Here is a 24335-nt window from a genome sequence, read left to right on the forward strand (position 1 = left end):
TAAGCGGGCGGCAGGCGGGGTTTCCAAGGTGCTGGGACGGACGGCCATTAGGTTCGTGACGGCGGCCGATCGGCGGGAGCTTCGCTACGCCCTGGCGCTGCTGTTCGTGCTGCTGGCCATCGCCGCCCGCATGGTCGCGGTCGCCCTGACCGGCGTCACCGTCAACTTCCCCCCGTTCTTCGTGGCTGTGATGGTCGCGGCCATGGTCGGCGGCCTGGGGCCGGGGACTCTGGCCCTGGCCCTCAGCGCCGTGGTCGCCTGGCGGTTCTGGCTGGCGCCGGACGATTCCTGGACGCCGCATTTCCGCGAGACCGTTCAGCTGTCCATGTTCCTGCTGTGCGGCGGCCTGATCGTCGTGCTGGTCGAGGCCCTGCGTCTGGCCGTCCGTTCGGGCCTGGCCGCCGAGGAGCGGTTCCGCTCGGCCCAGGAGGTGTCGCTGGACGCCTTCGTGATCCTGGAGCCGATCCGCGACGCCGGGCGGGTGGTCGACTTCCGCTGGACCTACGCCAATCCGATGGCCGACTCGATGCGGCCCGCCGGCGTCTCGACCCTGCTGGGGCGACGGGTGACGGACGTCTTCCCCGACGAGACCGGTCGCGACATGATCGAGCGCTTCAAGCGCCTGCTGGACGCCGGCGGGCCTGACGACATCGACGTGCGGCGGGTCATCGACGGCGACGAGCGCTGGGTGCGCTCCAGCGGCGTGCGGCTGGGCTGCGACATCGCCGTCACTTTCCGGGACGTGACCCAGGAGCGGAAGGCCGCGGCGGCCTTGCGCAGCAGCGAGGAGCTGTTCCGGGGCGTGGCCAATTCAGCCCCGGTGCTGATCTGGGCGTCGCGCACCGACGGCGCGCCGGACTGGTTCAATCAGGCCTGGCTCGACTTCCGGGGGCGCACCCTGGAGCAGGAGCTGGCCGGCGACTGGTTCGACGGCATGCATTCCGACGACCGCGCGGCCGCCCTGGAGATCGCCGAGGCCGCCGCCCGCCGGCGCGAGACGTTCCATGTCGCCTTCCGCCTGCGCCGCGCCGACGGGACCTGGCGCTGGATCAACAGCGTCGGCGCGCCGCGCTTCGACGCCGCCGGGACCTATGTCGGCCACATCGGCAGCAGCTTCGACTTCACCGAGACGGTCGAGGCCCGGCGCGACCTGGAGGACCGGGTGGTCGAGCGCACCGCCGCCCTGGAGGCCAGCATGGCCGAGACCGCGACGGCCCAGGCGGCTTTGGCCCAGGCCCAGCGGCTGGAGACGGTTGGTCGGCTGACCGGCGGCGTGGCGCACGACTTCAACAACCTGCTGACCGTGATCGTTGGCGGGCTGGACATGATCCTGCGGCGGCCGGGTGACACGGCCCGCGTCACGCGGCTGGGCGAGGCGGCGCTGGCGGCGGGCCGGCGCGGCGAGCGCCTGACCCGGCAACTGCTGGCTTTCTCGCGTAATCAGGAACTGAAGCTGGAGGTGGTCGACGTCGTCGCCATGCTGGGCCAGGCCGAGCCGCTGCTGCGGCGCGCCGTCGGCGAGGCGGTAGCCCTGGAGGTCCTGCGCGGGGACGCAGCGCGAAACGTGCGCGCCGACGCCGCCCAGTTCGAAGCCGCCCTGCTGAACCTGGTGGTCAATGCGGCCGACGCCACCAGCCCGGGCGGCCGGATCCGCATCGCCGTGGAGCCCGCGACCTTGAAGGCCGGCGATGTCCCCGATACCGACGCCGGCGACTATGTGCGGGTGGCGGTCAGCGACACCGGCGCGGGCATGGCCCCCGACGTCCTGGCCCATGTCTTCGAGCCGTTCTTCACGACCAAGGAGGTCGGCAAGGGCACGGGGCTGGGCCTAGCTCAGGTCTACGGCTTCCTGCGCCAGTGCGGCGGCGGGGTGAAGATCGAAAGCGTCGAGGGCGAGGGCACGACCGTGGCCCTGTACCTGCCGGCCACAGACGAGCGCGCCGCGCCGGCCGGGGCGATCGTGGCGCCGCTGGCGGTCCGTCTGGACGGCGCCCGCATCCTGCTGGTCGAGGACGATCCGGCCGTGCGCGAGATCGCCGGCGGCCAGCTGCGCGACCTGGGCGGCGAGGTGACCACGGCCGACAATGGCGCGGCGGCGCTGGAGGCCCTGAAGAGCGGTCAGGTCTTCGACCTGCTGATGACCGACATCATTATGCCCGGCGGCGTGTCGGGCGTGGAATTGGCGCGGGCGGCCTCGACGGATCGGCCGGACCTGGCCGTGCTGCTGACCACCGGCTATGCAGGCGACCACGTAGATCGTGCGCCGGCCGACCTGCCCTGGCCCGTGCTGCGCAAGCCGTTCCAGGTCGATCAGCTGGCCAGCATCGCCGCGGCCCTGCTGGAGGGGCGCACCCCGCCCAAGCGCGCCCGTCGCCGAAAGGTCAGCGCCGCCGGCGCGTGAGCCCGCCCAGCAGGCCGCGCATCAGCTCGCGCCCGGCCGTCGAGGCCACGGTGCGGACCAGGGTGACGGCGAAGGCCTCGGTGACGCTCTGGCGGTTGGAGGCGCGGGGACGGGGCGCCTGACGCGCCTCGCGGGCTTCCTCGCGCTGACGGACCTTGGCCTCTGCGGCCTCACGCTTGTCCTCTTCGGCCTGGGCGCGATCGGCGTCGGCCTGGCGTTGGGCCTGCTGGGCGCGGCCCTGCAGGATCTCGTAGGCGGACTCGCGATCCTGGACGGCGTCATAGACCCCGGCGACCGGGCTCTGGGCCTGGAGGGCGGCGCGTTCGGGCGGGGTCAGCGGGCCAAGGCGCGAGGCCGGCGGGCGGATCAGGGTCTTCTGCACCACGCGCGGCGCGCCCTTCTCGTCCAGGGTCGAGACCAGGGCCTCGCCGACGCCCAGGGCCTGGATGGTCTCGGCGGTGTCGAAGGCCGGATTGACCCGGAACGACTGGGCGGCGGCCTTCAGGCCCTTCTGGTCGGCGGGGGTGTAGGCGCGCAGCGCGTGTTGCACCCGGGCGCCCAGCTGGCCCAGCACCGCGTCGGGAATGTCGGCCGGGTTCTGGGTGACGAAATAGACGCCGACACCCTTGGAGCGGATCAGGCGCACGACCTGCTCGATCTTCTCGAGGAGGGGCTTGGGCGCATCGTTGAACAGCAGGTGCGCCTCGTCGAAGAAGAAGACGAGCTTGGGCTTCTCCGGATCGCCCACCTCGGGCAGCACCTCGAACAGCTCCGACAGTAGCCACAGCAGGAAGGTCGAATACAGCTTGGGCGACTGGATCAGCCGGTCGGCGGCCAGCAGGTTGACGTAGCCGCGCCCGGCGACGTCGGTGCGCATCAGGTCGGTTAGGTCCAGGGCCGGCTCGCCGAAGAAGTGCTCGGCGCCTTGGGTCTGCAGGGTCAGCAGCTTGCGCTGGATGGCGCCGACCGTGGCGGCCGAGACGTTGCCGTACTGGGTGCCGATCTCGTCGGCGTGGTCGGCGACATATTTCAGGCAGGCTTGCAGGTCCTTCAAGTCCAGCAGCAGCAGGCCGTCCTGGTCGGCGACGTGGAAGACGATGTTCATCACGCCTTCCTGCACGTCGTTCAGTTCCAAGAGGCGCGACAGCAAGAGCGGTCCCATCTCGGAGATGGTCGTGCGGATCGGGTGACCCTTCTGCCCGAACAGGTCCCAGAACATCACCGGCGGGGCCGAGGGCGACAGGGCCAGGTCCATCGAGGCGGCGCGAGCCATCATCTTCTCGTTCGGCGTCCCCGGCATGGCCACGCCCGAGAGGTCGCCCTTCACGTCGGCCGCGAACACCGGAACGCCAGCGTCGGAGAAGGCCTGGGCCATCACCTGAAGGGTCACGGTCTTGCCGGTGCCGGTCGCGCCGGCCACGACGCCGTGCCGGTTCGAGCGGTCCAGGCGCTGGGTCACCGGGCCTTCGCCGAGGCCAACCAGGATCTCGTTTTCGCCAATCGACAGGGGCATGGGGCACAAACTCCAGTATTGCTCGTTGGAGCGTAGCTGGCGCCTTGCGCTGCGCCAATCGGCGTAGGCAATGTCCGCCGCCTTCCAGGAGATTTTTTACAAATGCCCGCGCCTGCTTCGCCTCCCGTCACGACGCGTAACGCCGTGGTGTTCCTGGCCGTCGTTGCAGCCGTTGCGGCGCTGTACTGGATGCGCAGCATCCTGATCCCGCTGGCTCTGGCGGTGTTTCTGGCCGTGATGATCGACAGCTTCGCCCGGGTGCTGACGGCGCGAGCTCCAACCCTGTTCCCGCCCCGCGTCGCCCTGCCGGCGGCGGTGGTGCTGTCGATCCTGCTGTTCGGGGCCTCGTTCTGGGTGGTGATCGCCAACGGCAAGGGGTTCTTCGACCAGCTGATGGACTATATCCCGAGGCTGAACGGGATCATCGCCAAGGTCGCCCACGCCGTTGGCATCCAGGTGGCGCCGACCATCGACAGCCTGATCAACCAGCTGAACCCGCAGCGCTATATCGGCCAGGTCGCCAGCTCATTCGGCAACTTCGCCTCCAACGCCCTGCTGGTGATGATCTATCTGGGCTTCATCATCGCCTCGCGCCGGGGCTTCGCCCGCAAGATCGTCGCCCTTTATCCGCAGCACGCCGAGCGCGAGCAGAACATGAAGCTGTTCCAGCGCATCCGCGATGGCGTCGAGCAGTATCTGTGGCTGCAGACGGTGACGGGCGTGATGATCGCCGGCGCGGCCTGGGTGGTGATGATGCTGGTTGGCCTGGACAACGCCTTCTTCTGGGCCTTCCTGATCTTCCTGGCCGCCTACATCCCGATCCTGGGCGGAGCGATCGGCTGTTTCATGCCGCCGCTGTTCGCCCTCGTGCAGTTCCCTGACAGCCTGTGGCCGGCGGTAATCCTGTTCTGCGCCCTGCAGGCGATCTTCTTTGTGGTCGGCAATGTCATCCTGCCCCGGATGCAGGGCGACAGCCTGAACATGGACCCGACTGTGGTGCTGCTGTCCCTGGCCGCCTGGGGTGCGCTGTGGGGCGTGACAGGCATGTTCCTGTCCACGCCGCTGACCGTGGCGGCCATGCTGATCCTGGCGCAGTTCGACGGCTCGCGCTGGATCGCCATCCTGCTGTCGGAAGACGGTGATCCGCAGGGCGAGCGGCTGCTGGCGGCCAAGCCGAAGAAAACCTCAAATCCGAAAATCGCCGGCGCAAAAACTTCGTCACAAAAGAAGTGAGGCGCAGCCCTTAAACCCGGGGCCCTGGCGCCTATGTATGGTCTGTCCGGTTATCCCCCACCCGGACCCCCGCCGATCCCGGCAGGCTTAGCCGCCGCGATCGTGCTTGAAACGCCCGCATCCCCCTCGCGGGCCTGCGCCGCCGGCCCCCCCCAGCCGGCGGCGCTTCCGTATCCGACCTGTAAAAATGGCTGGCAGAAATACATGAGATTTCCCACCTAGTCGGTTGAACGCACGCTCGAAAGGGCTAGGTTGCGACCAAAATTCGCGAGGAAATCCTATGTTCGGCGGAAAAACCGGCCCCGAGTCGTCTGAAGCTCCGATTGGCCCTCTGGTCATCGCCTTTGCTCAAGCGCTCGGGTCGCCGGTCGAAGCCCTCTCCCCCGCCGCGCGCGACTTCGCCGCCCAGGCCCAGGATGACTGGTCCGCCGAGGAGCTGCCGGGCCTGGACGTCGCCGACGTCGCTCGCGCCCTGGCCGACTTCTGGCGCTTCGGCGAGCAGGCCAAGGACCTGTCCGAGCCGGCCCTCCGCATCCGCCGCGCCGACGGTGGCGAGACCCCTTCGGACCTGCTGGAGATCGTCCAGCCCGACCGTCCGTTCCTGGTCGACAGCATCATGGGCGAAGTGACCGAGAACGGCTTCTCGGTCCGCGCCATGTTCCACCCCGTATCGGACTGCGGCGGCACGCGCCGCTCGATGATCCAGATCTGGCTGGCCCCGGTCGGCGAGGACCGTGAACAGGCCCTGCTGGAAGGCGTCCGCGAAGTGCTGGGCGATGTCGGCCTGGCCGTCCAGGACTTCGATGCCATGCGCGCCCTGATGCGCCGCACGATCGAGGAGCTGAAGACCGCCGCCGTCCCGGTCTCCGAAGCGGAGAAGGCCGAGGACGTCGCGTTCCTGAACTGGCTGGAAGGCGACCACTTCGTGTTCCTGGGCGCGCGGGTCTATGAATATCCTCGCACCGCAGACGGCGGCTACGCGGCTGAGGAGCCGCTGTACCAGCCCGAGGGCAGCCTGGGCGTGCTGCGTGACCAGGCCCGGACCGTGCTGCGCCGGAGCAGCGAGCCGGCCATCCTGTCGGCCCACATCCGCACCCAGATCGACATCGGCGACCCGATCGTGGTGGCCAAGTCCAACCTGCGCTCGCGTGTCCATCGTCGCGGCTACACCGACTATATCGGCGTTCGCCGCTACGGCGCCGACGGCAAGGCGGCCGGCGAGGTCCGCTTCGTGGGCCTGTTCACCGCCGAGGCCTATGAGACCCAGGCGCGCGACGTCCCGCTGATCCGCCACAAGGTGGCCCAGGTGCTGGCCCGCGCCGGCAAGGATCCCGACAGCCACAACGGCAAGCGTCTGCGTAACATCCTCGAGACCTGGCCGCGCGACGAGCTGTTCCAGACCGACGTCGACCAGCTGCTGGCCATGGCCCTGGGCGTGCTGCACCTGTTCGACCGTCCGCGCGTCAAGCTGTTCGCCCGCCGCGACCCGTTCGACCGCTTCATCTCGGTGCAGCTGTTCGTGCCGCGCGACCGCTATGACTCCGGCGTCCGCGCCCGGGCCGGCGACATCCTGGCTGAGGCCTTCAACGGCCGGGTGTCGGCCTATTATCCCAGCTTCTCGGATGCGCCGCTGGCGCGGGTCCACTACATCCTGGGCGTCCAGCCGGGCGAGCACGGCGAGCCCGACCTGGCCGCCGTCGAGGCCGCCATCGCCGAGACGGCCCGCACCTGGGACGACCGCTTCGAGGCGGTGATCCGCGAGGGCCAAGCCGGCCGCGTCGCCCAACTGCTGACCCGCTATGCCGGCGCCTTCCCGCCCGGCTATCGCGACCAGTATGACGCCGACGAGGCCCTGGCCGACATCCAGGTCATCGACGACTTGGCGCAGGGCGAAGCCGTCCGCGTCCGCGCCTTCCGCCGCGCCGAGGACGACGCGGTAACCATGCGCTTCAAGCTCTATCGTCCGGGCGCCGCCGCGCCGCTGGCCGACGTGCTGCCAATCCTGGAGCACATGGGCCTGAAGGCGCTGATCGAGGAAGGCTTCAAGGTTTCGCCCAAGGGCCAGAAGGTCTGGGTGCACGAGTTCGTCCTGCGCGATGAACGCGGCGAGCACCTGGTGTTCGCCGACATCAAGCAGGCCTTCGAGGCGGCGTTCGTCGCCATCTGGACCGGCCGCGCCGAGAGCGACGGCTTCAACCGCCTGGTGATGGAGCTGGGCATCGGCTGGCGCGAGGCCTCGCTGATCCGCGCGCTGGCCCGCTATCGCCAGCAGTCGGGCCTGGATCCCAGCCAGGGCGTGCAGGAGCAGGCGTTGTCGGATCACCCCGGCGTCGCCCGCCTGATCCTGGATCTGTTCCAGACCAAGTTCGATCCGGCGGTCCGCGCTGATCTGAAGACCCGCAAGGAGCAGGCCGAGGCCGTCCAGGCCAAGATCGTCGAGGCCCTGCAGGCCGTCGAGAGCCTGGACGCCGACCGCGTGCTGCGCCGCCTGGCCGCTCTGATCGGCGCGATCCAGCGCACCAACTTCTACCAGCCGGACGCCGACGGCGGGCCCAAGGCCTATATCAGCTTCAAGATCGCATCCCGCGAGCTGGAAGACCTGCCTGCGCCCAAGCCCTATCGCGAGATCTATGTCTCGGCGCCGTATGTCGAGGGCGTGCACCTGCGCTTTGGTCCCGTCGCCCGCGGCGGCCTGCGCTGGTCTGACCGCCGTGACGACTTCCGCACCGAGGTCCTGGGCCTGGTGAAGGCCCAGCAGGTCAAGAACGCCGTGATCGTACCGGTCGGCAGCAAGGGCGGCTTCTATCCGAAATGCCTGCCGCGCGGCGGCGATCGCGACGCGATCCAGGCCGAGGCGATCCGCGCCTACAAGACCTTCCTGTCGGGCTTGCTGGACCTGACCGACAACATCGACGCCGACAACCAGGTCGTGCCGCCGCCGTCCGTTGTGGCGCATGACGACCAGGATCCGTACCTGGTCGTGGCCGCCGACAAGGGCACGGCGACCTTCTCCGACATCGCCAACGGCGTGGCGGAGTCGTACGGCTTCTGGCTGGGCGACGCCTTCGCGTCGGGCGGTTCGGTCGGCTACGACCACAAGGTCATGGGCATCACCGCCCGCGGCGCGTGGGAAGCGGTCAAGCGCCACTTCCGCGAGCTGGGCAAGGACATCCAGACCCAGTCGTTCACCGTCGTCGGCGTGGGCGACATGTCGGGCGACGTGTTCGGCAACGGCATGCTGCTGTCCAAGCAGACCAAGCTGCTGGCCGCTTTCGATCACCGTCACATCTTCCTCGACCCCAACCCGGACGTGGCCGTGTCGTGGGAAGAGCGCGACCGGATGTTCAAGCTGCCGCGCTCGTCGTGGGAGGACTATGACAAGTCGAAGATCTCGGCCGGCGGCGGCGTCTTCGCCCGCAGCCTGAAGAGCATCCCGCTGTCGAAGGAAGTGCGCGAGCTGTTCGAGATCAAGGCTGAGTCCGTCTCGCCCGCCGACCTGATGACCGCGATCCTCAAGTCGAAGGCCGAACTGCTGTATCTCGGCGGCATCGGCACCTATGTGAAGGCCAAGGGCGAGACCAACGCCGACGCTGGCGACAAGGCCAATGACGCCATCCGCATCAACGGCTCGGACCTGCGGGTCAAGGTCGTGGGCGAGGGCGCCAACCTGGGTCTCACCCAAGCGGGCCGAATCGAGTTCGCGCAAATGGGCGCAGGAGGGGCCGGCGGCCACATCAACACCGACGCCATCGACAATTCGGCCGGCGTCGACAGCTCCGACCACGAGGTCAACATCAAAATCCTGACCGGGATCCTGGAGCGCGGCGGCGAGCTGACCCGCGAAAGCCGCAACACCCTGCTGGCCTCGATGACCGCCGACGTGGCCCACCACGTGCTGGAGCACAATTTCGACCAGACCCTGGCCCTGACCCTGCTGGAGAGCGACGCGCCGTCGGAGGTCGACGCCCAGATCCGCTACATGGTCGATCTGGAGCAGCGCGGTCGCCTGGACCGCCGCGTCGAGGGCTTGCCGACCAATACCGCGCTGCTGGAGCGCAAAGCGTCGAACAAGGGTCTGACCCGTCCGGAACTGGCGGTGCTGCTGGCCTATGGCAAGCTGGATCTCTTCGACGAAATTGTCGCCAGCCAGGCGCCGGACGATCCGTGGTTCGAGGCCACCCTGCGCGGCTACTTCCCCAAGGCGCTAGATCGATACGCCGACGCCATGCAGAAGCACCGGCTGAAGCGCGAGATCATCGCCACGGTGGTCGGCAACCAAATGGTCAACATGTGTGGCCCGACCTTCCCGAGCCGTCTGAAGGCCGCCGCCGGCACCGATATCGGCGCGGTGGTTGTCGGCTTCGCCGCCGCCCGCGAGATCCTAGGCGTCGACGGGCTGTGGGACCAGGTCAACGGCCTGGACAACAAGGCCTCGGCCGCCGGTCAGACGGCGCTGTACAAGGCCCTGGCCTATGCCCTGCGCAGCCTCAGCTTCTGGCTGGCCCGCCGCGCCCATCGCGACAAGTCGACCGTCCAGCAGCTGGTCGAGACCTATGGTCCCTCGGTCCAGGCGCTTAAGGCCCTGACCCCGGCGATCCTGTCGCCGTTCGAGCAGAAGACGGTGGCCAAGCGGACCAAGGCGTATGTCGCCGAAGGCGCGCCGGAAGCCCTGGCCCAGGCCGTCGCGGCCCTGCAGCCGTCGACCACGGCCGCCGACCTGGTCGATCTGGGCAACGCCTCCAGCTGGAACGTCGAGAACGTGGCTCGCCTGTACCATCAGGTCGGCGCGGCCTTCGGTTTCGACCGCCTGCGCGGCGCGGCCGGTTCGTTCGTGGGCGGCGACGCCTTCGAGCGTCTGGCGGTGCGTCGCCTGATCGAGGACATGCTCAGCGAGCAGACCGCGATCACCCAGTCGGTGCTGAAGTTCGCCGCCACGTCGCAGGCCGGCGAGGACGAGGCTTCGGCCAAGGCGGCGATCAACTCGTGGGCCGCCCTGCGCGGCGATCGTCCCAAGACCGCCAAGCGCACGATCGAGGACATCGAGCAGGCCGGCGGCGGCTGGACCTTCGCCAAGCTGACCATCGCCAACGCCGCCCTGCGCGAGCTCTCGAACGCCGGCTAAGAAGGCTGGCTCCTTCGCCTCCGCTCCCCTAGGGAGTGGAGGTGGAGAGGGAGCTTTAGAATGGACCAGGGCGATCGTCGACGCGTGGCGTGGACGCTCTATGAGTGGGCGCAGCAGCCTTACTGGGCGCTGATCGCAACCTTTATCTTCACGCCCTATTTCGCCGCCGGTTTCGTCGGCGACCCGGTCCGGGGCCAGAGCCTGCTGGGCTTCGCCGGGGTGATCTCGGGCCTCTTGATCGCGGTGCTGTCGCCGCTGGTCGGGGCCAGCATCGACGCCCATCGCCGGCCGCGCGCCTGGCTGATCGGCCTGGCCATTCCCTTCGTCATCGCCAGCGCCGGCCTGTGGCTGGCCGCGCCCGGCGAGACCAGCCGTATCCCGCTGATCCTGGCCTGTCTGGTCGTCGCCGGCGTCGTGGCCGAACTGGGCGTGACGGTGATGAACGCCCTGCTGCCGGCGGTCGCCAAGCCCGGCCAGCTGGGCCGGCTGTCCGGCACCGCTTGGGCCCTGGCCTATGTCGGCGCGCTGATCACCCTGTTCATCGTGCTCTTCTGCTTCTCGCTGCCCGAGGTTCCGATGCTGGGGCTGTCGAAGGCGCTGCATGAGCCGGACCGCATCGTCGGGCCGCTGGTCGCCGTCTGGTTCCTGGCCTTCGCCTGGCCGCTGATGCTGACCGCGCCCAAGCCCGCGGCCGGCAGCGGCGAGAAGCCCCTGAAGGAGCTGTGGGAGACGATCCGCAGCCTGCGGTCCAAGCCGCACATGCTGACCTTCCTGATCGGCCGGATGCTGCTGGGCGACGGCATTTCCAGCTTCATCGCCTTCGGCGGCGTGCTGGCCGCCGGGCTGTTCGGCTGGACGACGACGCAGCTGGGGCTCTACGCAATCGCCCTGTCGGTCGCCGCCGGGATCGGGACCTATATCGGCGGCCGGGTCGACCAGAAGGTCGGCTCCAAGAAGACCGTGCTGCTGGCCACCGGCGTGATCCTGTTCGGCGCGACCGGCGTCGGCCTGGTCGGTCGCGACACGATCTTCTTCCTGATCACGGTCGAGCCGGCCCAGGCCGGAGCCCTGTTCGCCAGCACGCCCGAGCGGATGTTCCTGTTCTTCAGCCTGTTCGTGGGCCTGACCTTCGGCCCGGCCCAGTCGTCCCTGCGGGCCTGGATGGCCGAGCTGGCCCCGCCGGGCGAGACTGGCCGCTGGTTTGGCCTCTACGCTCTGTCCGGAAAGGCCACCGCCTTCCTGGCCCCGCTGGTCATCGCCATCGGCACCCGCCTGGCCGGCGACCAGCGCATCGCCGTGGTGGTCTCGGCGGCCTTTATGGCGCTGGGTGCAGTCGTCCTGGCCAGAGCGCCCAGCCGCGCTCCGGTTGTCGGCTGACGCAAAAGGCGGCAGGCTCCTCCGCCGGGGGAGAGTTTCATGGCCAAGGATCGGATTGTCCTGCTGGATGCGCTGCGCGGTCTGGGGGTGCTGGGCATCCTGCTGTGTAACGCGCCGGACTTTGCCGTCATCCCGGCGCTGTCGGAGTCGGTGCTGCGGCGGCCGCACGGGACGGGTCCCGAGACCCTGAGCGTCTGGGCCGTGACCCAGTGGCTGTTCCAGCGCAAGTTCGTCACCCTGTTCTCGATGCTGTTCGGCGTCTCGCTGTTCCTGGTCGGCGGCGAGCGGGGCGACCCGGAGCGTGGCGGCATGCTGACCCGGCGGCTGGTCTGGATGATCGTGTTCGGCGTCCTGCACGGCTTTCTGCTGTGGTACGGCGACATCCTGCTGAGCTACGCCATTGCCGGCCTCTTCATGATGCGGGCCCGGTCGTGGAGCGCCCATCGCCTGCTGAAGACTGGGATCGCCATCTGGTCGGTCCTGTCGCTGATGTTCATCGTTGGGCCGGTGCTGTCGACCTTGGAGCCGGCCGCGTCCAACGCAGAGCGGTCCGCCAGGATCGCCGCCGAGAACGCCCAGACTGCCGCGGCGTTCAGCGGCGACGCCTGGCGCTCTCTGGTCGCCAACGCCGAAGAGCGTCTGCAGCGCCTGGCCGCCGAACCGGTGATCGTGCTGATGACCAGCGCCCTGATGATGATCGGCCTGGGCTGCTTCAAGACCGGCGTGCTGACCGGCGAGGCCTCGGCCCGGACCTATCGCCGGCTGCTGGCCTGGGGCCTGGCCTCGCTGGTCCTGCTGGGCGGCCTGATCGCCTGGGTCTTCGCCTCGCAGCTGTCGAAGCTGGCGGTCAGCGTGTTCATGGGCGTCCAGAGTGCGACCGCGCCGCTGGCGACCCTGGCCTATGTCAGCCTGATGGTCTTCGCCGCCCGGTCCAGCGGGATCTGGAAGGCGATCCCCCGGCTTCTGGCGCCGGTGGGGCAGATGGCGTTCACGAATTACATCGCCCAGTCGCTGATCATGGTCACGATCTTCTACGGCGGCCGGGGCCTGTCGCTGTTCGGCCAGGTCGACCGGCCGGGGCTGGCGGCGATCACGGCGGCGATCTGGGTCCTGCAGATCCTGTGGTCGCACGCCTGGATGTCGCGGTTCTCGATGGGGCCGCTGGAGTGGGTCTGGCGGCGGCTCTATCGCGGCCCGCAGGCCCCCAGCGCCCCGGTCAGATAGGTCTTCATCTCCAGCACGAGGTCGGGTCGGTAGCGGGCCCTGGGATCATTGGCCTTCTCGTCGTCGAAGGCGTGAGTGGCGTCGGGCAGGAAGCGCTGATCCACCGACAGGCCATCCTTGGCCAACCTGTCCAAGGCCAGCTTCGGCGCCTTCCAGCCCACGACCTGGTCGCGGCCGGCCAGCACAGACCACACCGGAGGCGGCCCCTCGCCCCAGCCATGTCGGGTCGTCAGCGCGGGATAGCCGGCGAAGGGATAGACCAGCAGCGCGCCCTTGACTGCGCCCCGCAGCGCGGCCTGCGAAGCGTCGGCCAGGCCCGTGATCGCGCCCGCCCGCTCACCCAGGGCGAAGGCGTCCATGATCGTCCAGCCGCCATGGCTCCAGCCGGCCAGGAACAACTGCGACGCGTCGGCCCAGTCCTGGGCCTGCAGCCACGCTTGCATGGCGAAGACGTCGGCGGCCCGCTTGCTTCCGCGCAGCCGCATGCCGGTGCAGATGGTCAGCTTGGCGTCCAGCGGGGTCAGGCCGCGCGGCGCCAGGCTGTCGACCACTACGGCCGCCCAGCCCGCCGCCACGGCGACCCGGGCGTAGTCTTCGAGAAACGGCGTCTTGCCGCCGCAGCCGTGCAGGATCAGCGCCACCGGGAACGGGCCCGGACCATCCGGTCGGAAGACCTTCGAGTGCTGGGCGACCTTCTCGCCCCAGGCGGCGCTGTCCATCATGGTTTCATACTTAGTGACGGAACACCCGCACGCCAGTGAAGGCCATGGTCAGGCCCAGCTTGTCGGCCGCCTCGATCACTTCCGGATCGCGCATCGAGCCGCCCGGCTGGATGATCGCCGTCGCGCCCGCTTCCGCCGCCTGGATCAGGCCGTCGGCGAACGGGAAGAAGGCTTCCGAGGCGCAGGCGCAGCCCTTCAGGTCCAGGCCGAAATCGGCCGCGCGCAGCGCCGCGATCCGGGCGCTGTCCTTGCGGTTCATCTGGCCGGCCCCGACGCCCAGGGTCTGGCCGGCGCGGGCGTAGACGATGGCGTTGGACTTGACGTGCTTGCCGACGGTGAAGGCGAACAGCATGTCGCGCACCTCCTCGTCGGTCGGCTGGCGCTGGGTGACGATCTTCAGGTCCTCGGCCTTGATCCGCGCGTCGTCGCGCGACTGCACCAGGAAGCCGCCGGCCACGCTCTTGAAGGTGTCGCCGGTCGACAGCGCGTCCGGCAGGCCGCCGGTCACCAGCAGGCGCAGGTTCTTCTTGGCGGCGAAGACGGCGATGGCGTCGTCGTCGGCCTCGGGGGCGATGACCACCTCGGTGAAGATCTCGACCATGGCTTCGGCCGCCTCGCGGGTCAGGCGCGAGTTGACGGCCACGATGCCGCCGAAGGCCGAGGTCGGGTCGCAGGCCAGGGCCCGCTCATAGGCTTCGCGCTGCGAAGCGCCGACCGCCACGCCGCACGGATTGGCGTGCTTGATGATCGCCACGGCCGGGCCTTGCGCCGGGTCGAACTCGGCGATCAGCTCGAAGGCCGCGTCGGTGTCGTTGATGTTGTTGTAGCTGAGCTCCTTGCCCTGCAGCTGCTTGGCCGTGGCCACGCCCGGGCGCGGGTTCGGGAAGGTGTAGAAGGCCGCCTTCTGGTGCGGGTTCTCGCCATAGCGCATGGTCTGGCGCAGCTCGCCGGCGATCGCCTTGCGGGCCGGGAAGTCCTGCTCAAGAGCCTGGGCGAACCAGGCCGAGATCGCCGCGTCATAGGCCGCCGTGCGGGCATAGGCGCGGGCCGCCAGGGTCTGGCGCAGAGCCAGGGTCGTCCCGCCGGCCTTCAAGGCCTCCAGCACGTCGGAGAGGTCCGACGGATCGGTGCAGACGGCGACATAGCCGTGGTTCTTGGCCGCCGAGCGGATCATGGCCGGACCGCCGATGTCGATGTTCTCGACGCATTCGGCGTAGCTGCCGCCCTTCGCGACGGTCGCCTCGAACGGATAGAGGTTCACGTACAGGATATCGATGCCGCCGATGCCGTGGTCGGCCATGGCCTTGGCGTGCTCGGCCGCGTCGCGGACGCCGAGCAGCCCGCCGTGCACCACCGGGTGCAGGGTCTTGACGCGGCCGTCCATCATCTCGGGGAAGCCCGTCAGGTCCGAGACGTCCTTGACCGGGATCCCGGCCGCGGCGATCGCGGCCTTGGTGCCGCCGGTCGAGACCAGCTCGACGCCGGCGGCGTGCAGCACCTGGGCGGCTTCCACGAGGCCGGTCTTGTCGGAGACCGACAGCAGGGCGCGCTTGGGGGCGACGAGATCGGGGGCGGACGGATAGTCGGGGGCGGCGGGCACGGCGGACTCCAGGTTTCGTGATCGGAAAAGGGAGCCCAGGCGCGCGGCTTATGCGTCGCGGGCTCCCCGGTGGTTTCCCACCTTCAACGCCAGTCACCCGAACGGGCCGGAAAATACGGGGGCGGGCGGGGGAGTCAATGTGCGGCGGGGACGCTTGCCCCCTCCGCGCTTCGCGCTCCTCCCCCAGAGGGGGAAGACGGATCGTCGTCTGCCCCCTCTGGGGGCGGACGACCGCGTAGCGGTCAGGTGGGGGCAAGTGACATCGGCTTCACGCGGCCAGCCGCTGAAGTCACGAAAGGGAAGCGGAGCGCCCGGGCCGCGCCCGGTGTGTTTGAGTAGAGTACCGTTTCGACGAAGCCAGACGCTCCGCGCAGCCGTTATCCGGTGAGCCCTCGACGCGCGGGGTCTTAACCCGCTTCCGAAGGAGGCCCCCGACGGGCGGGCCGGGGCGACGACCCCGGTCCCGGAACGCGAAAGCGATTTCAGCTTCCGCCTGTCGCCCTCATCAGCCCGACATCCCACGCCGTTTTTGTGTTCCAGAGCCGGCCGCTGCCAGAGGGATGCGGTTGCGGCGTTTCCCCCGCACCGACGAGCGCTTCCCGCTCGACCACCCCTGACAGCCGTCACGATCGCCGGCCGGACGTCCCTTTCGTGCTGTCAGGTGGAGTTAGTATGCGGCCGGGCTGAACGCGGATCATTCAGAGCGGCGAAAAATCGACAAGCGCTTGATTTCGTGAGGTTCGAAACAGCGAACGCCGAGCATTCAACGCTCTGAACTCCCTCTCCCATAGGGAGAGGGCGGGGCCCACGCGAAGCGTGGGAGGGTGAGGGGTTACACCCCCGCCGACCGAAGCGCGGCCAGGATCTCCTCCGTCACCCCGCCCGGATCACCCAGCACCCGCTCGTTGGGAAACCGCAGCACCACATACCCGAACAGCCCCAACACCTCAGTCCGCCGTGCGTCGTAGTCCTCCCGCCCATCGTGGGAGGCGCCGTCCAGCTCCACGATCACCTTCGCCGCCTCGCAAGCGAAGTCCGCGAAATAGCGGCCGACCGGGACCTGTCGCTTGAACTTGAAACCGCCCAGACGCCGGTTGCGGACAAGGCCCCACAGCGCCTTCTCCGCCAAGGTCTGGTCCTGCCGAAGGCGACGAGCGTTGGCGATCGTGTCCATGGCGCGAGCATGGGCCGATGGCCCATCTGCCTTCAACGAAAGGAATGAGGATTTTCCGGCCAACGGTGAAACCCCTCACCCTCCCACCGCTCCGCGGCGGGCCCCGCCCTCTCCCTATGGGAGAGGGATTGGTTCGACTCTGCACCTCATGATCTTCACACGGCCAGTTATCGAATTGAATGTAGTTCGTTGTCTGCCCTAGGAAGCATGGGTAGAGCGTAGTATTTTAATGAAAAATGTGAGAAATGCGCCAATGCTAGCCGCTATTATCACGTGATGATCATTCCATAAAAATATCATCTTTAGAACGGTAACTATTGATCCGGCGACCGCTATAGATGGTTGAATTGCTTTAAATGCTTTGTGGTTTATAATGATTTTTCTTGCGAAGAAGGCGCGTTTTCGCCAGTTGGGCAATCTAGCTAATTTTTCGCCGCTGGGCAGCAGGGACGCAAGTTGAACCGGGAAGCTAAAGAAGGAATTCTCCTTCTTTAGGGAAACGATCTTTCCAGAGACCAAGCCCCAGCGGGATAAGTTTCCAAGATATTGAGAAACTTGCCGTGTTCGCTCTTTAAGGGCTGCGGCGTCGTTTGCAGCAATCCCATCACGTTCCAGAATGGCTTTGGCAATATCCTCGCTCGATTTGCCATCCGCTGAAGACATCATCTCACTGCTGACAAAATCGAACCAAATTACCCATCGATCGAGTTGCTCGAACATGGAAGTGGCAGTCGATTTTCTAGAGACCATTCCCCCCACCTGTTGCTCGAATTCAAGAGGGCCTAACGTCCGTCCAACGGGCGCCGGTAGCGATCTAACCCCCCACCCGCTCCCGCACCGCCTTGAACAGCATCGCCATCTCGATGTGCGTGTGGATGTACCCGCGCTCGAACAGATAGGTCAGCATGCGGTCGTAGGCGTCGTCGTAGTCGGACATCGGCGTCGTGGCCGGGTCGCGGCGCAGGACGTCCAGCAGGTCCGGGGCGTTGGCGGCCAGGGCCTCGACGACTTCCGAGATCTCGTCTTCGGTGTACTCCGGCGCCTGGTGCGTGCGGCCAGGGTCCTGCGGGAGGCGGTGTTTGAAACCCATGGGTCAGCCCTCGGCCCGGGTCAGTTTCCAGCGGATCTTGGCGCCGACCTCGGGGCGGACCTGGCTCTTGAGCACGATCTGGCCGGCCTTGCGGGCCAGGCCGTGGTCGAAGTGGGCGCTGGGGGCGATCTCGACGTCGACGGCGTCGTTGCGCAGCCACCAGCCGATGTTGTTGGGCCCCCGGATCAGCACGCTCTTGCCGTCGCGGGCGATCGAGGCGCGGGCCTCGGGGTGCAGGTGGAAGCGCACGGCGAACGGCAGATAGCGGCGCGGGCCGTCGGCCGCCGTGGGATCGAGGGCGATCGGCGAGAGGCTGTCCTCGCCGCGCAGCTCGTCGGCGACGGCGTCGAGGAACAGGCGGCGGGCGTGGGTCAGGCCGTGGCGGCGCCAGCCGTCGTGGATGATGTCCAGCCACACCCCGCCGACGTCGTCATGGCGCTTGGCGTCGACGCGGGTGGGGCCGTCGACCAGCCAGGGACCCAGGGCCTTGGCGCGGAAGCCTGAGAGCGGGCGGCCGGCCGAGCCGTCGCCGACCGAGACGGTGGAGGCCGCGTCGGAGAGGCGGAAGGCGTGGGCGCCGGCGGCCTCGGGGCTCCAGCCGCAGCTGGTGATCAGGCGGTCCTTGGCGCAGACGATCTCGACGGCGGCCGGCTGGGCGCAGGCCGCGACCGACAGCGGGCCGGCGGGCGGCGTCGCGCAATCGGCGATGACCTCGATGCTGCCGCCGATCATCTTGTGATAGCCGCTGTGCGGGGCGGCGTTCAGCGGGCGCGGGCCGCTCTCGTCATGGGCCAGGGCGGCGCGGATGCGGGCCGGAGCGATGGCCTCGCCGCCGTGGAAGGCCGCCAGGTGGCCGTCGCCCAGGGTGAAGAACCGCGCGGCCGTCGACAGGCGGTCGATGGCTCGGGTCAGGGGCTCGGGCGCCGGGCGGCCGCACTGGCCCAGGGCGTCGTCGAGGGTCAGGAGGTCGAACAGGAGCTCCAGGCCGGCCTCGGGCGAGCGGGTGGCGTGGCCGCCGTCGGCCAGCACCATGGTGTCGATCTGGCGGGCGATGACCTTCAGGGCCTTGTCGATCAGGGCCTCGCCCGGCTTGCCGGCCAGGGCGCAGCCGGCGATGGCGGCGGCGACGGCGCGCTCCAGCCGGCGTTCGGGGCTCTTGTCGATCTCCAGCAGGTGGCGGGCCTGGCGGGCCAGGTCCAGGGTCAGGTCGGCGACCTCGGCGTCGCTGCCCTCGGCGGCCAGGATGCGGGCGGCGCAGGCCAGGTGGAAGACGCGGCGCTCCAGGCAGTCGGCGCTCCACGAGAAGGCGTTCCACTTGCCGAACACCCGGCGCCAGTCGTCGATCAGGCGCAGGGACCGGCGAGCCCCATCGGAGCCCGCTGAAGACAGGTCCGGCAGCCAGTCGAAGCGGTGCAGGCTGACGGCGAAGCGGCGCGAGGGGCTGGCGGTGTCGAACGGGTCGCCGTCGGGGCCCAGGCGCAGGGTGCCGCCGTCGAGGGCCAGCGTGCCGGCCAGGATCTTCTTGCCATGCTCGGGATCGACGGGGCGGGGATCGTGCGGCCGGGCGGCCAGGCCTTGCGGCCGGGGCAGGGCGATCTGCAGGCGATGCGGGCCGCAGCCGAACCACTCGCGCTGGGCATGGCTGGCGATCTCGGCCCCGATGGCGCGCAGCAGGACGCCGCCGCCCCCCTCCAGCGCTTTGGGCAGCGTCGGAAACTTGAAGCCGTTGGCGGAGGGACGCTTGACGGCTGGGCTCAAGGATCAGCCGCCCTTCAGCGCGCGGATGTTGGCGGCATAGGCCTCGCGACCGCCCTTGAACACCGCCGAACCGGCGACGAGGGCGGTGGCGCCGGCCGCGACGCACTGGGGCGCGGTGACCGAGGTGACGCCGCCGTCGACCTCGATGATGATGTCGAGGCCGGCCTTGTCGACCATCTGGCGCAGGGCCTCGACCTTGCGCAGCTGGCCGGGAATGAAGCTCTGGCCGCCGAAGCCGGGATTGACCGACATCACCAGCAAGAGGTCGACGTCCTCCAGGATCCACTCGACATGGTCGATGCTGGTGGACGGGTTGAAGACGACCCCGGCCTTGGCGCCCAGCTCACGGATGCGCTTGAGGCTGCGGTGCAGGTGCGGGCCGGCTTCCGGGTGGATGCTGATCAGGTCCGCCCCGGCGGCGCGAAACGCTTCCAGGTACGGGTCGGCGGGGCTGATCATCAGGTGCACGTCGAACGGGATCGTGGCGTGCGGCCGGATGGCTTTGACGATGTCGGGGCCCAGGGTGATGTTGGGCACGAAGTGGCCGTCCATCACATCGACGTGGACCCAGTCGGCGCCGGCCGCCTGGATGGCGGCGACCTCCTCGCCCAGGCGAGCGAAGTCGGAAGCGAGGATGGAGGGGGCGATGATCGGCGCGGTCATGGTCCTGGGATAACCGCGTCGGCGCGTCCTGTCAGCCCTTTAGACCTTGCGGAATCGGGCGGCGAAGAAGCCGTCCTGGCCGCCGTCGCGGTGATGCGGCAGCAGGCGCAGGGTCCCGCGGGCGGTCAGGCTGGCTTCGGGCGAGCCGCCTTCGCCGGCGGTGATCGGCTCCAGCGTCATGTCCTTGCGGCGCGCGAGAAACGCCTCGACCTGGGCCTCGCCCTCTTCGGGCTCCAGCGAGCAGACGCAATAGACCAGCTGGCCGCCGGGCTTCAGGCGATCAGCGGCGCTATCCAGAATGCGCGACTGCACGCCGGCCAGGCTGGCCACATCGCCGGGGCGGGCGGCCCACAGCACGTCCGGATGGCGGCGGAAGGTGCCGGTCGCCGAGCAGGGGGCGTCTAGCAGGATGGCGTCGAAGGTGCGGGTATCGTCCCAGACCGCGGCGTCGGCGGCGACGACCTCGGCGGTCATCTGCGTGCGCTCGAGGTTCTCGTCGACGCGCTTGAGGCGGGCGGCCGAGCGGTCCAGGGCCACGACGGTCGCGCCGGTGGCGGCCAGCTGCAGGGTCTTGCCGCCGGGAGCCGCGCACAGGTCCAGCACGCTGTCGCCGGGCTTGATGGACAGCAGGCGGGCGGGGACGGCGGCGGCGGCGTCCTGCACCCACCAGGTCCCGTCCTCGAAGTGCGGCCAGGTGGCGACGTCGCCCTTGCGGCGCAGGCGCAGGGAGCCGCCGTCCAGGACCTCGGCTTCCAGGGCTTCGGCCAGGGCGGTCGCATCGGCCGAGGGCTTCAGCGACAGGTCGGTTGCGGGCTCCAGGGCGATCTGGCCGGCGACCTCGCGGGCGGTGGCCTCGCCGAAGGCGGCGACCCAGCGGGCATAGAGCCACGGCGGGGCCAGCAGGGCCGGATCATCGCCCGGCGCGCCGTCGCGCAGCAGGCCGCGCAGCACGGCGTTGACCAGACCCTTGAACGGCCGGCTGGCCTTGTGAGCGCCGGCCAGCTCCACCGAGGTCGCCACGGCGGCGAAGGCAGGGACCTCCAGATAGAAGGCTTGGGCCGCGCCCAGGCGCAGCAGGTTCATCACCCGCTCGGGTGGGGCCTTCTGCAGCTTGGCGGTCAGGGCGCGGTCGATGGGGCCCAGATGGCGCAGCACGGCCATGGCCAGGGCGCGGGCGAACGCGCGCTCGCGCGGTTCCAGGAAGCGGAAGCCGTTGGCGGAAGCGGCTTCGTCGATGCCGCCGCGACGCGACAGGGCCGCTTCGATCAGGGTCAGGGCGGCTTCCCGGGCAGGGAGGCCGTCGTTCAATTCTTGAGTCACCGCCTCGCCGTGCCAAGTGCGGAGCCTTAGCGCAAGCGTCTTCCGCAAAAAATCGGGGGGCGAACCCGGCCTAAACTGCTAGAATCGCCCAATGTCCGAGCCTTCCGAGCCCCTTTCCGACCTCCCGCCCGAAGTCCTCCCTGAAGTCTTGGGGGCTGCGCCGGGCAAGGAACTGACCCCCGCCGCCCGCCGGGCGCTGGAGGAGGCCGCCGCCCGCCGCGCGGCCGAAGAGGCCCTGGCCCTGCCCACCGAGCAGGGCGGCCGCGACGGCCCCGAGCCCACGCGCTTCGGCGACTGGGAGAAGAAGGGCGTCGCCGTCGACTTCTAAGGTCAGGCGTAGGCGACCCAGCCGCGCCAGGTGAAGGCGGCGTAGAACTGCGTCACATCCGAGAAGCCCGCCTGGCGCAGGATGGCCTCATCCTGCTCGGGCGAGAACATCGACACGTGGGCCGCGACCGCCTCGCGCGCGCCGCGGGCCTTGTCCGCATCGAAACCCGACGCGATGGCGAAGGCGGCATAGCGATCCAGCCACAGATCCCGCTCGCCCGGGCCTTGCGGGAAGCTGCCATGGGCGGCAACGAACGGCGCGCCGGGCTTGAGGCGCTTGCGGATCTCGCCGGCGGTGCGCACACGCTCGTCCGTGTCCAGGAAATGCAGGGTCAGCAGGCAGGCGGCGGCGTCGAAGTCGCCGGCCGCCACGTCCTCGACATAGCCCTCGACCAGCTCGACCCGGTCGTTCAGCGGACCCAGCAGCCGCTCGGCGCCGCGCAGCATCTCGGCGGCCGGATCGACGCCGACGAAGGTCCATCCGGGATAGGCCTGCGCCAGATGTTTCAGCTCCATGCCGCCGCCGGCCCCGACCACCAGCACGCGGGCGTTCTGCGACGCGCGCTCGGCCAGCAGTACGCCGCACATGCGGTGCAGGCTCTCCAGTCCGGGCACGAAACGCGGCGGGCCATCGACGTAGCGGGCGGCCGCTTCGGGGTCGTTGAAGGCGTCGATGAAATGGCGCGCGCCGGCGCTGGGAGGGGCGGCTTTCAAAGTCATGTAACTTTATATGTTGCGAGAATCGGCAGGCGTCAAGGCGACCTCAGACACACTCGGCTACACGTCACGGGGTGGTCATGCGTCGCCGTTGCCCGTAACCATGGCGTGCAGGGGTCGAGGGAACGGACAGGATAAGATGCGAAAATTCTCGCTGCGCCCCCGCGGCCTGGTCGCCGGCTCCATCCTGGTGGTGGTGGTCGTGGGCCTGGTCGAGCTGGTGGCCAGCGTCGCCTTCTACCAGGCGATCGACCGACAGACCCTGCGCGAAGACCAGGCCCGCCGCATCGCCGAGTTCCTGGTCGTGGGCGATCGGGTCAACCGGCTGGGCATCGAGGTCAACCAGGTGATGACCTCGCACTATCTGGAGGCCACGGTCATGGCCGGCCCGCCGACGCGCACCGACCCGCAGGGGGACGAGGCCGAGGCGATCGCCGACTATGTTCGCCAATGGGAGCCGTCGCTGTCGGGCCGCTCGCTGCGCCTGTGGTCCGAGGACCAGGCTGACGGCGGCCGCGACCTGGTCGGCACCCTCGAGCTGGAGGACGGCCGCTGGCTGTCGTTCCGCTCGCACCATTTCCCGCGCCCCTGGCCCATCGCCCTGCGCGCCGGCGCCACCACCCTGGCCTTCACCCTGATCTGCGTGGCCCTGGGCGTCTTCGCCCTGCGCCAGCTGGGCGCGCCGCTGCGTCGCCTGACGCGGGCGGTTCAGACGGTCGGCGAAGGCCCGCCCTCGCCGGTCGCCGTCGAGGGACCGGCCGACCTGGCCGCCCTGGGCAGCGCCTTCAACGACATGCAGCGGCGCATCACCGGCCTGATCGAGGACCAGGCTCGGGCGATGGAAGCGCTAAGCCACGACCTGCGCACGCCGCTCAGCCGCCTGAAGCTGGCCTCCGACTTTGTCGAGCCGCCCGAGATGCGCACCCTGGTCTCGGACAATGTCGACGAGCTGGGCGACATGCTGAAATCGCTGTCGGCCTGGCTGCGCGCCCAGCACGAGGCCAGCACCGCCGAGGAGGTCGACCTGCCGGGCCTGGTGCGCCAGGTGCTGGCCCGCTGGCCCGACGGGGCCGTCCGCTATGAAGGTCCCAAGACCCTGACCCTGCAGGCCCATCGCGGTCCGCTGGAGCAGGCCCTGATCCGCCTGGTCGACAACGCCGTGCGCTTTGGCGGCCGCGCCACCGTGCGGCTGGTCGACGACGCCGATGGTCGCCGTCTCGAGGTCCTGGACGAAGGCCCCGGGCTGTCGGCCGAGAACCTGGCGCGGATCTACGAGCCGTTCTTCCGCGGCGACGCCGCCCGCGCCCGCGACACCGGCGGCTTTGGCCTGGGGATCCCGACGGCCGAGCGTCTGCTGAAGCGCTTCGGCGGCCGGCTGGCGATCGTCAACCGGCCCGAAGGCGGCCTGCGGGCGTGCATCTGGCCGCCGCTGGCCACGGCGGAGTAAGGGCGCTCAGGGCTAGGGCGGGCCGACATTCAGAATCGATAACCCCCAAAAATCGCTCATCCCCGCGAAAGCGGGGATCCAAGCTGAGTCCGAGAAGAGGCTCCGGCAGCAGATGGATCCGCAAACGCCGCTTGGGTCCCCGCTTTCGCGGGGATGAGCGGTTTGGGTTAGGTCGGTCCGCTGAATGTCTTTGGCCTTAGTCCTTGAAGGCGGGGATCAGGCCGCCCAGGCGCTGACCCATCTCGGCGGCCAGGGCCTGGACGCCGTTCATCGGCCGCATCATCACCTCGAAGTCGACGATCAGCCCGTCGTCGTCGAAGCGGACGAAGTCGATGCCCTTGACGCCCTTGTCGCCGACCCGGGCGGCAAACTCGAGCACCACGTTCTGCCCGTCGGGCGTGGCGGCTTGGCGGTGGTACTCGAAGTCCTCGAACACGGTGATCACCGTCGACAGCGCCAGGATCACCGCCTGGGCGCTGCGATAGGGCTTGAAGGCCACGGGCGAGCGGAAGGTCGCGTCCGGATGGACGATCGAAGCCAGGTCGCTGAGGTCGCCGCGGGCGATCATGTCGTGCCACTTGGCCAGGGACGCCGCCGCCGCGGGCGTCAGGTTCAGATCCGTCGTCATGGCTGGTGTCCCTCCCTGG

Annotated in this window: 18 protein-coding genes and 1 riboswitch; of the genes, 7 read left to right on the top strand and 11 right to left on the bottom strand. The window is 69.3% G+C overall.

Features of this window, described 5'->3' with window-relative positions; genetic code table 11:
- The first annotated feature begins 28 nt into the window (after positions 1–28).
- On the top strand, positions 29–2401 hold the full coding sequence (locus tag ABDW31_RS06055; RefSeq protein ID WP_343698428.1) for an ATP-binding protein: 2373 nt from the start codon (positions 29–31) through the stop codon (positions 2399–2401).
- Here ABDW31_RS06055 and ABDW31_RS06060 read toward each other — a convergent pair.
- On the bottom strand, positions 2382–3914 hold the full coding sequence (locus ABDW31_RS06060; protein WP_184715501.1) for a helicase HerA-like C-terminal domain-containing protein: 1533 nt from the start codon (positions 3912–3914) through the stop codon (positions 2382–2384). The two genes, ABDW31_RS06055 and ABDW31_RS06060, sit on opposite strands and share 20 nt — an antisense overlap.
- Positions 3915–4016: 102 nt before the next feature.
- On the opposite strand from ABDW31_RS06060, the gene ABDW31_RS06065 reads away from it, so the two are divergent.
- The 4 genes from ABDW31_RS06065 (at position 4017) to ABDW31_RS06080 (ending at position 12870) form a co-directional block, all read left to right on the top strand.
- Positions 4017–5147, top strand: a complete 1131-nt coding sequence (locus ABDW31_RS06065) for an AI-2E family transporter (protein ID WP_184715503.1) — start codon at positions 4017–4019, stop codon at positions 5145–5147.
- Positions 5148–5427: 280 nt separating this feature from the next.
- Entirely contained in the window at positions 5428–10269 is a 4842-nt protein-coding gene (locus ABDW31_RS06070; RefSeq protein ID WP_184715505.1) for an NAD-glutamate dehydrogenase, read from the top strand.
- 60 nt (positions 10270–10329) lie between these two features.
- Positions 10330–11646, top strand: coding sequence for an MFS transporter (locus tag ABDW31_RS06075; RefSeq protein WP_184715507.1), 1317 nt, complete (start codon positions 10330–10332; stop codon positions 11644–11646).
- A gap of 39 nt (positions 11647–11685) precedes the next feature.
- Positions 11686–12870, top strand: a complete 1185-nt coding sequence (locus ABDW31_RS06080) for a DUF418 domain-containing protein (RefSeq protein WP_184715510.1) — start codon at positions 11686–11688, stop codon at positions 12868–12870.
- On the opposite strand, the gene ABDW31_RS06085 is transcribed toward ABDW31_RS06080, so the two are convergent.
- The 8 genes from ABDW31_RS06085 to ABDW31_RS06120 all read right to left on the bottom strand — a co-directional run bounded on the left by ABDW31_RS06085 (position 12831) and on the right by ABDW31_RS06120 (position 21197).
- Positions 12831–13589, bottom strand: a complete 759-nt coding sequence (locus ABDW31_RS06085) for a prolyl oligopeptidase family serine peptidase (RefSeq protein ID WP_184723547.1) — start codon at positions 13587–13589, stop codon at positions 12831–12833. The genes ABDW31_RS06080 and ABDW31_RS06085 overlap by 40 nt on opposite strands.
- A 13-nt stretch (positions 13590–13602) precedes the next feature.
- Positions 13603–15192 carry a bifunctional phosphoribosylaminoimidazolecarboxamide formyltransferase/IMP cyclohydrolase gene (gene purH, locus ABDW31_RS06090; RefSeq protein WP_184715512.1) on the bottom strand — a complete coding sequence of 530 codons (1590 nt, stop codon included), beginning with the start codon at positions 15190–15192 and terminating at the stop codon, positions 13603–13605.
- 26 nt (positions 15193–15218) lie between these two features.
- A riboswitch (ZMP/ZTP riboswitch) is annotated at positions 15219–15299 on the bottom strand.
- Positions 15300–16024: 725 nt separating this feature from the next.
- Complete coding sequence (locus ABDW31_RS06095) at positions 16025–16366, bottom strand: endonuclease domain-containing protein (protein ID WP_184715514.1); 342 nt, start codon at positions 16364–16366, stop codon at positions 16025–16027.
- Between the two features lie 198 nt (positions 16367–16564).
- Positions 16565–17086, bottom strand: coding sequence for a hypothetical protein (locus tag ABDW31_RS06100; protein WP_184715516.1), 522 nt, complete (start codon positions 17084–17086; stop codon positions 16565–16567).
- 94 nt (positions 17087–17180) lie between these two features.
- Positions 17181–17456 carry a hypothetical protein gene (locus ABDW31_RS06105; protein WP_184715518.1) on the bottom strand — a complete coding sequence of 92 codons (276 nt, stop codon included), beginning with the start codon at positions 17454–17456 and terminating at the stop codon, positions 17181–17183.
- A gap of 3 nt (positions 17457–17459) precedes the next feature.
- Positions 17460–19163 (bottom strand): heparinase II/III family protein, encoded by a 1704-nt coding sequence (locus tag ABDW31_RS06110; RefSeq protein ID WP_184723550.1) that lies wholly within the window; start codon positions 19161–19163, stop codon positions 17460–17462.
- A gap of 54 nt (positions 19164–19217) precedes the next feature.
- Positions 19218–19877, bottom strand: a complete 660-nt coding sequence (gene rpe / locus ABDW31_RS06115; RefSeq protein WP_184715520.1) for a ribulose-phosphate 3-epimerase — start codon at positions 19875–19877, stop codon at positions 19218–19220.
- Positions 19878–19916: 39 nt separating this feature from the next.
- Entirely contained in the window at positions 19917–21197 is a 1281-nt protein-coding gene (locus tag ABDW31_RS06120) for an RsmB/NOP family class I SAM-dependent RNA methyltransferase (protein WP_184715522.1), read from the bottom strand.
- Between the two features lie 91 nt (positions 21198–21288).
- Here ABDW31_RS06120 and ABDW31_RS06125 point away from each other — a divergent pair, with 91 nt between their 5' ends.
- On the top strand, positions 21289–21525 hold the full coding sequence (locus tag ABDW31_RS06125; RefSeq protein ID WP_184715524.1) for a DUF1674 domain-containing protein: 237 nt from the start codon (positions 21289–21291) through the stop codon (positions 21523–21525).
- A 2-nt stretch (positions 21526–21527) separates the two neighbouring features.
- On the opposite strand, the gene ABDW31_RS06130 is transcribed toward ABDW31_RS06125, so the two are convergent.
- A complete protein-coding gene (locus ABDW31_RS06130; protein WP_184715526.1) occupies positions 21528–22244 on the bottom strand; it encodes a class I SAM-dependent methyltransferase in 717 nt (238 codons plus the stop codon).
- Between the two features lie 136 nt (positions 22245–22380).
- Here ABDW31_RS06130 and ABDW31_RS06135 point away from each other — a divergent pair, with 136 nt between their 5' ends.
- Complete coding sequence (locus ABDW31_RS06135) at positions 22381–23688, top strand: ATP-binding protein (protein ID WP_184715528.1); 1308 nt, start codon at positions 22381–22383, stop codon at positions 23686–23688.
- Between the two features lie 196 nt (positions 23689–23884).
- Here the strand turns inward: ABDW31_RS06135 and ABDW31_RS06140 are convergent, their stop codons facing one another.
- The gene (locus ABDW31_RS06140; protein ID WP_184715530.1) at positions 23885–24316 is read right to left on the bottom strand and encodes a nuclear transport factor 2 family protein; all 432 of its coding nucleotides are present in this window, start codon (positions 24314–24316) and stop codon (positions 23885–23887) included.
- Positions 24317–24335: the final 19 nt, after the last annotated feature.

The sequence above is a fragment of the Caulobacter sp. genome (assembly GCF_039596335.1).
In the GTDB taxonomy this organism is placed as follows: domain Bacteria; phylum Pseudomonadota; class Alphaproteobacteria; order Caulobacterales; family Caulobacteraceae; genus Caulobacter.

What these genes read in the sequence shown, in the direction of transcription:
- ABDW31_RS06060 (WP_184715501.1), bottom strand. Translation starts at nt 3,914, where the DNA reads ATGCCCCTGTCGATTGGCGAAAACGAGATCCTGGTTGGCCTCGGCGAA.
- ABDW31_RS06065 (WP_184715503.1), top strand. Translation starts at nt 4,017, where the DNA reads ATGCCCGCGCCTGCTTCGCCTCCCGTCACGACGCGTAACGCCGTGGTG.
- ABDW31_RS06070 (WP_184715505.1), top strand. Translation starts at nt 5,428, where the DNA reads ATGTTCGGCGGAAAAACCGGCCCCGAGTCGTCTGAAGCTCCGATTGGC.
- ABDW31_RS06075 (WP_184715507.1), top strand. Translation starts at nt 10,330, where the DNA reads ATGGACCAGGGCGATCGTCGACGCGTGGCGTGGACGCTCTATGAGTGG.
- ABDW31_RS06080 (WP_184715510.1), top strand. Translation starts at nt 11,686, where the DNA reads ATGGCCAAGGATCGGATTGTCCTGCTGGATGCGCTGCGCGGTCTGGGG.
- ABDW31_RS06085 (WP_184723547.1), bottom strand. Translation starts at nt 13,589, where the DNA reads ATGGACAGCGCCGCCTGGGGCGAGAAGGTCGCCCAGCACTCGAAGGTC.
- ABDW31_RS06095 (WP_184715514.1), bottom strand. Translation starts at nt 16,366, where the DNA reads ATGGACACGATCGCCAACGCTCGTCGCCTTCGGCAGGACCAGACCTTG.
- ABDW31_RS06100 (WP_184715516.1), bottom strand. Translation starts at nt 17,086, where the DNA reads ATGTTCGAGCAACTCGATCGATGGGTAATTTGGTTCGATTTTGTCAGC.
- ABDW31_RS06105 (WP_184715518.1), bottom strand. Translation starts at nt 17,456, where the DNA reads ATGGGTTTCAAACACCGCCTCCCGCAGGACCCTGGCCGCACGCACCAG.
- rpe (WP_184715520.1), bottom strand. Translation starts at nt 19,877, where the DNA reads ATGACCGCGCCGATCATCGCCCCCTCCATCCTCGCTTCCGACTTCGCT.
- ABDW31_RS06125 (WP_184715524.1), top strand. Translation starts at nt 21,289, where the DNA reads ATGTCCGAGCCTTCCGAGCCCCTTTCCGACCTCCCGCCCGAAGTCCTC.
- ABDW31_RS06130 (WP_184715526.1), bottom strand. Translation starts at nt 22,244, where the DNA reads ATGACTTTGAAAGCCGCCCCTCCCAGCGCCGGCGCGCGCCATTTCATC.
- ABDW31_RS06135 (WP_184715528.1), top strand. Translation starts at nt 22,381, where the DNA reads ATGCGAAAATTCTCGCTGCGCCCCCGCGGCCTGGTCGCCGGCTCCATC.
- ABDW31_RS06140 (WP_184715530.1), bottom strand. Translation starts at nt 24,316, where the DNA reads ATGACGACGGATCTGAACCTGACGCCCGCGGCGGCGGCGTCCCTGGCC.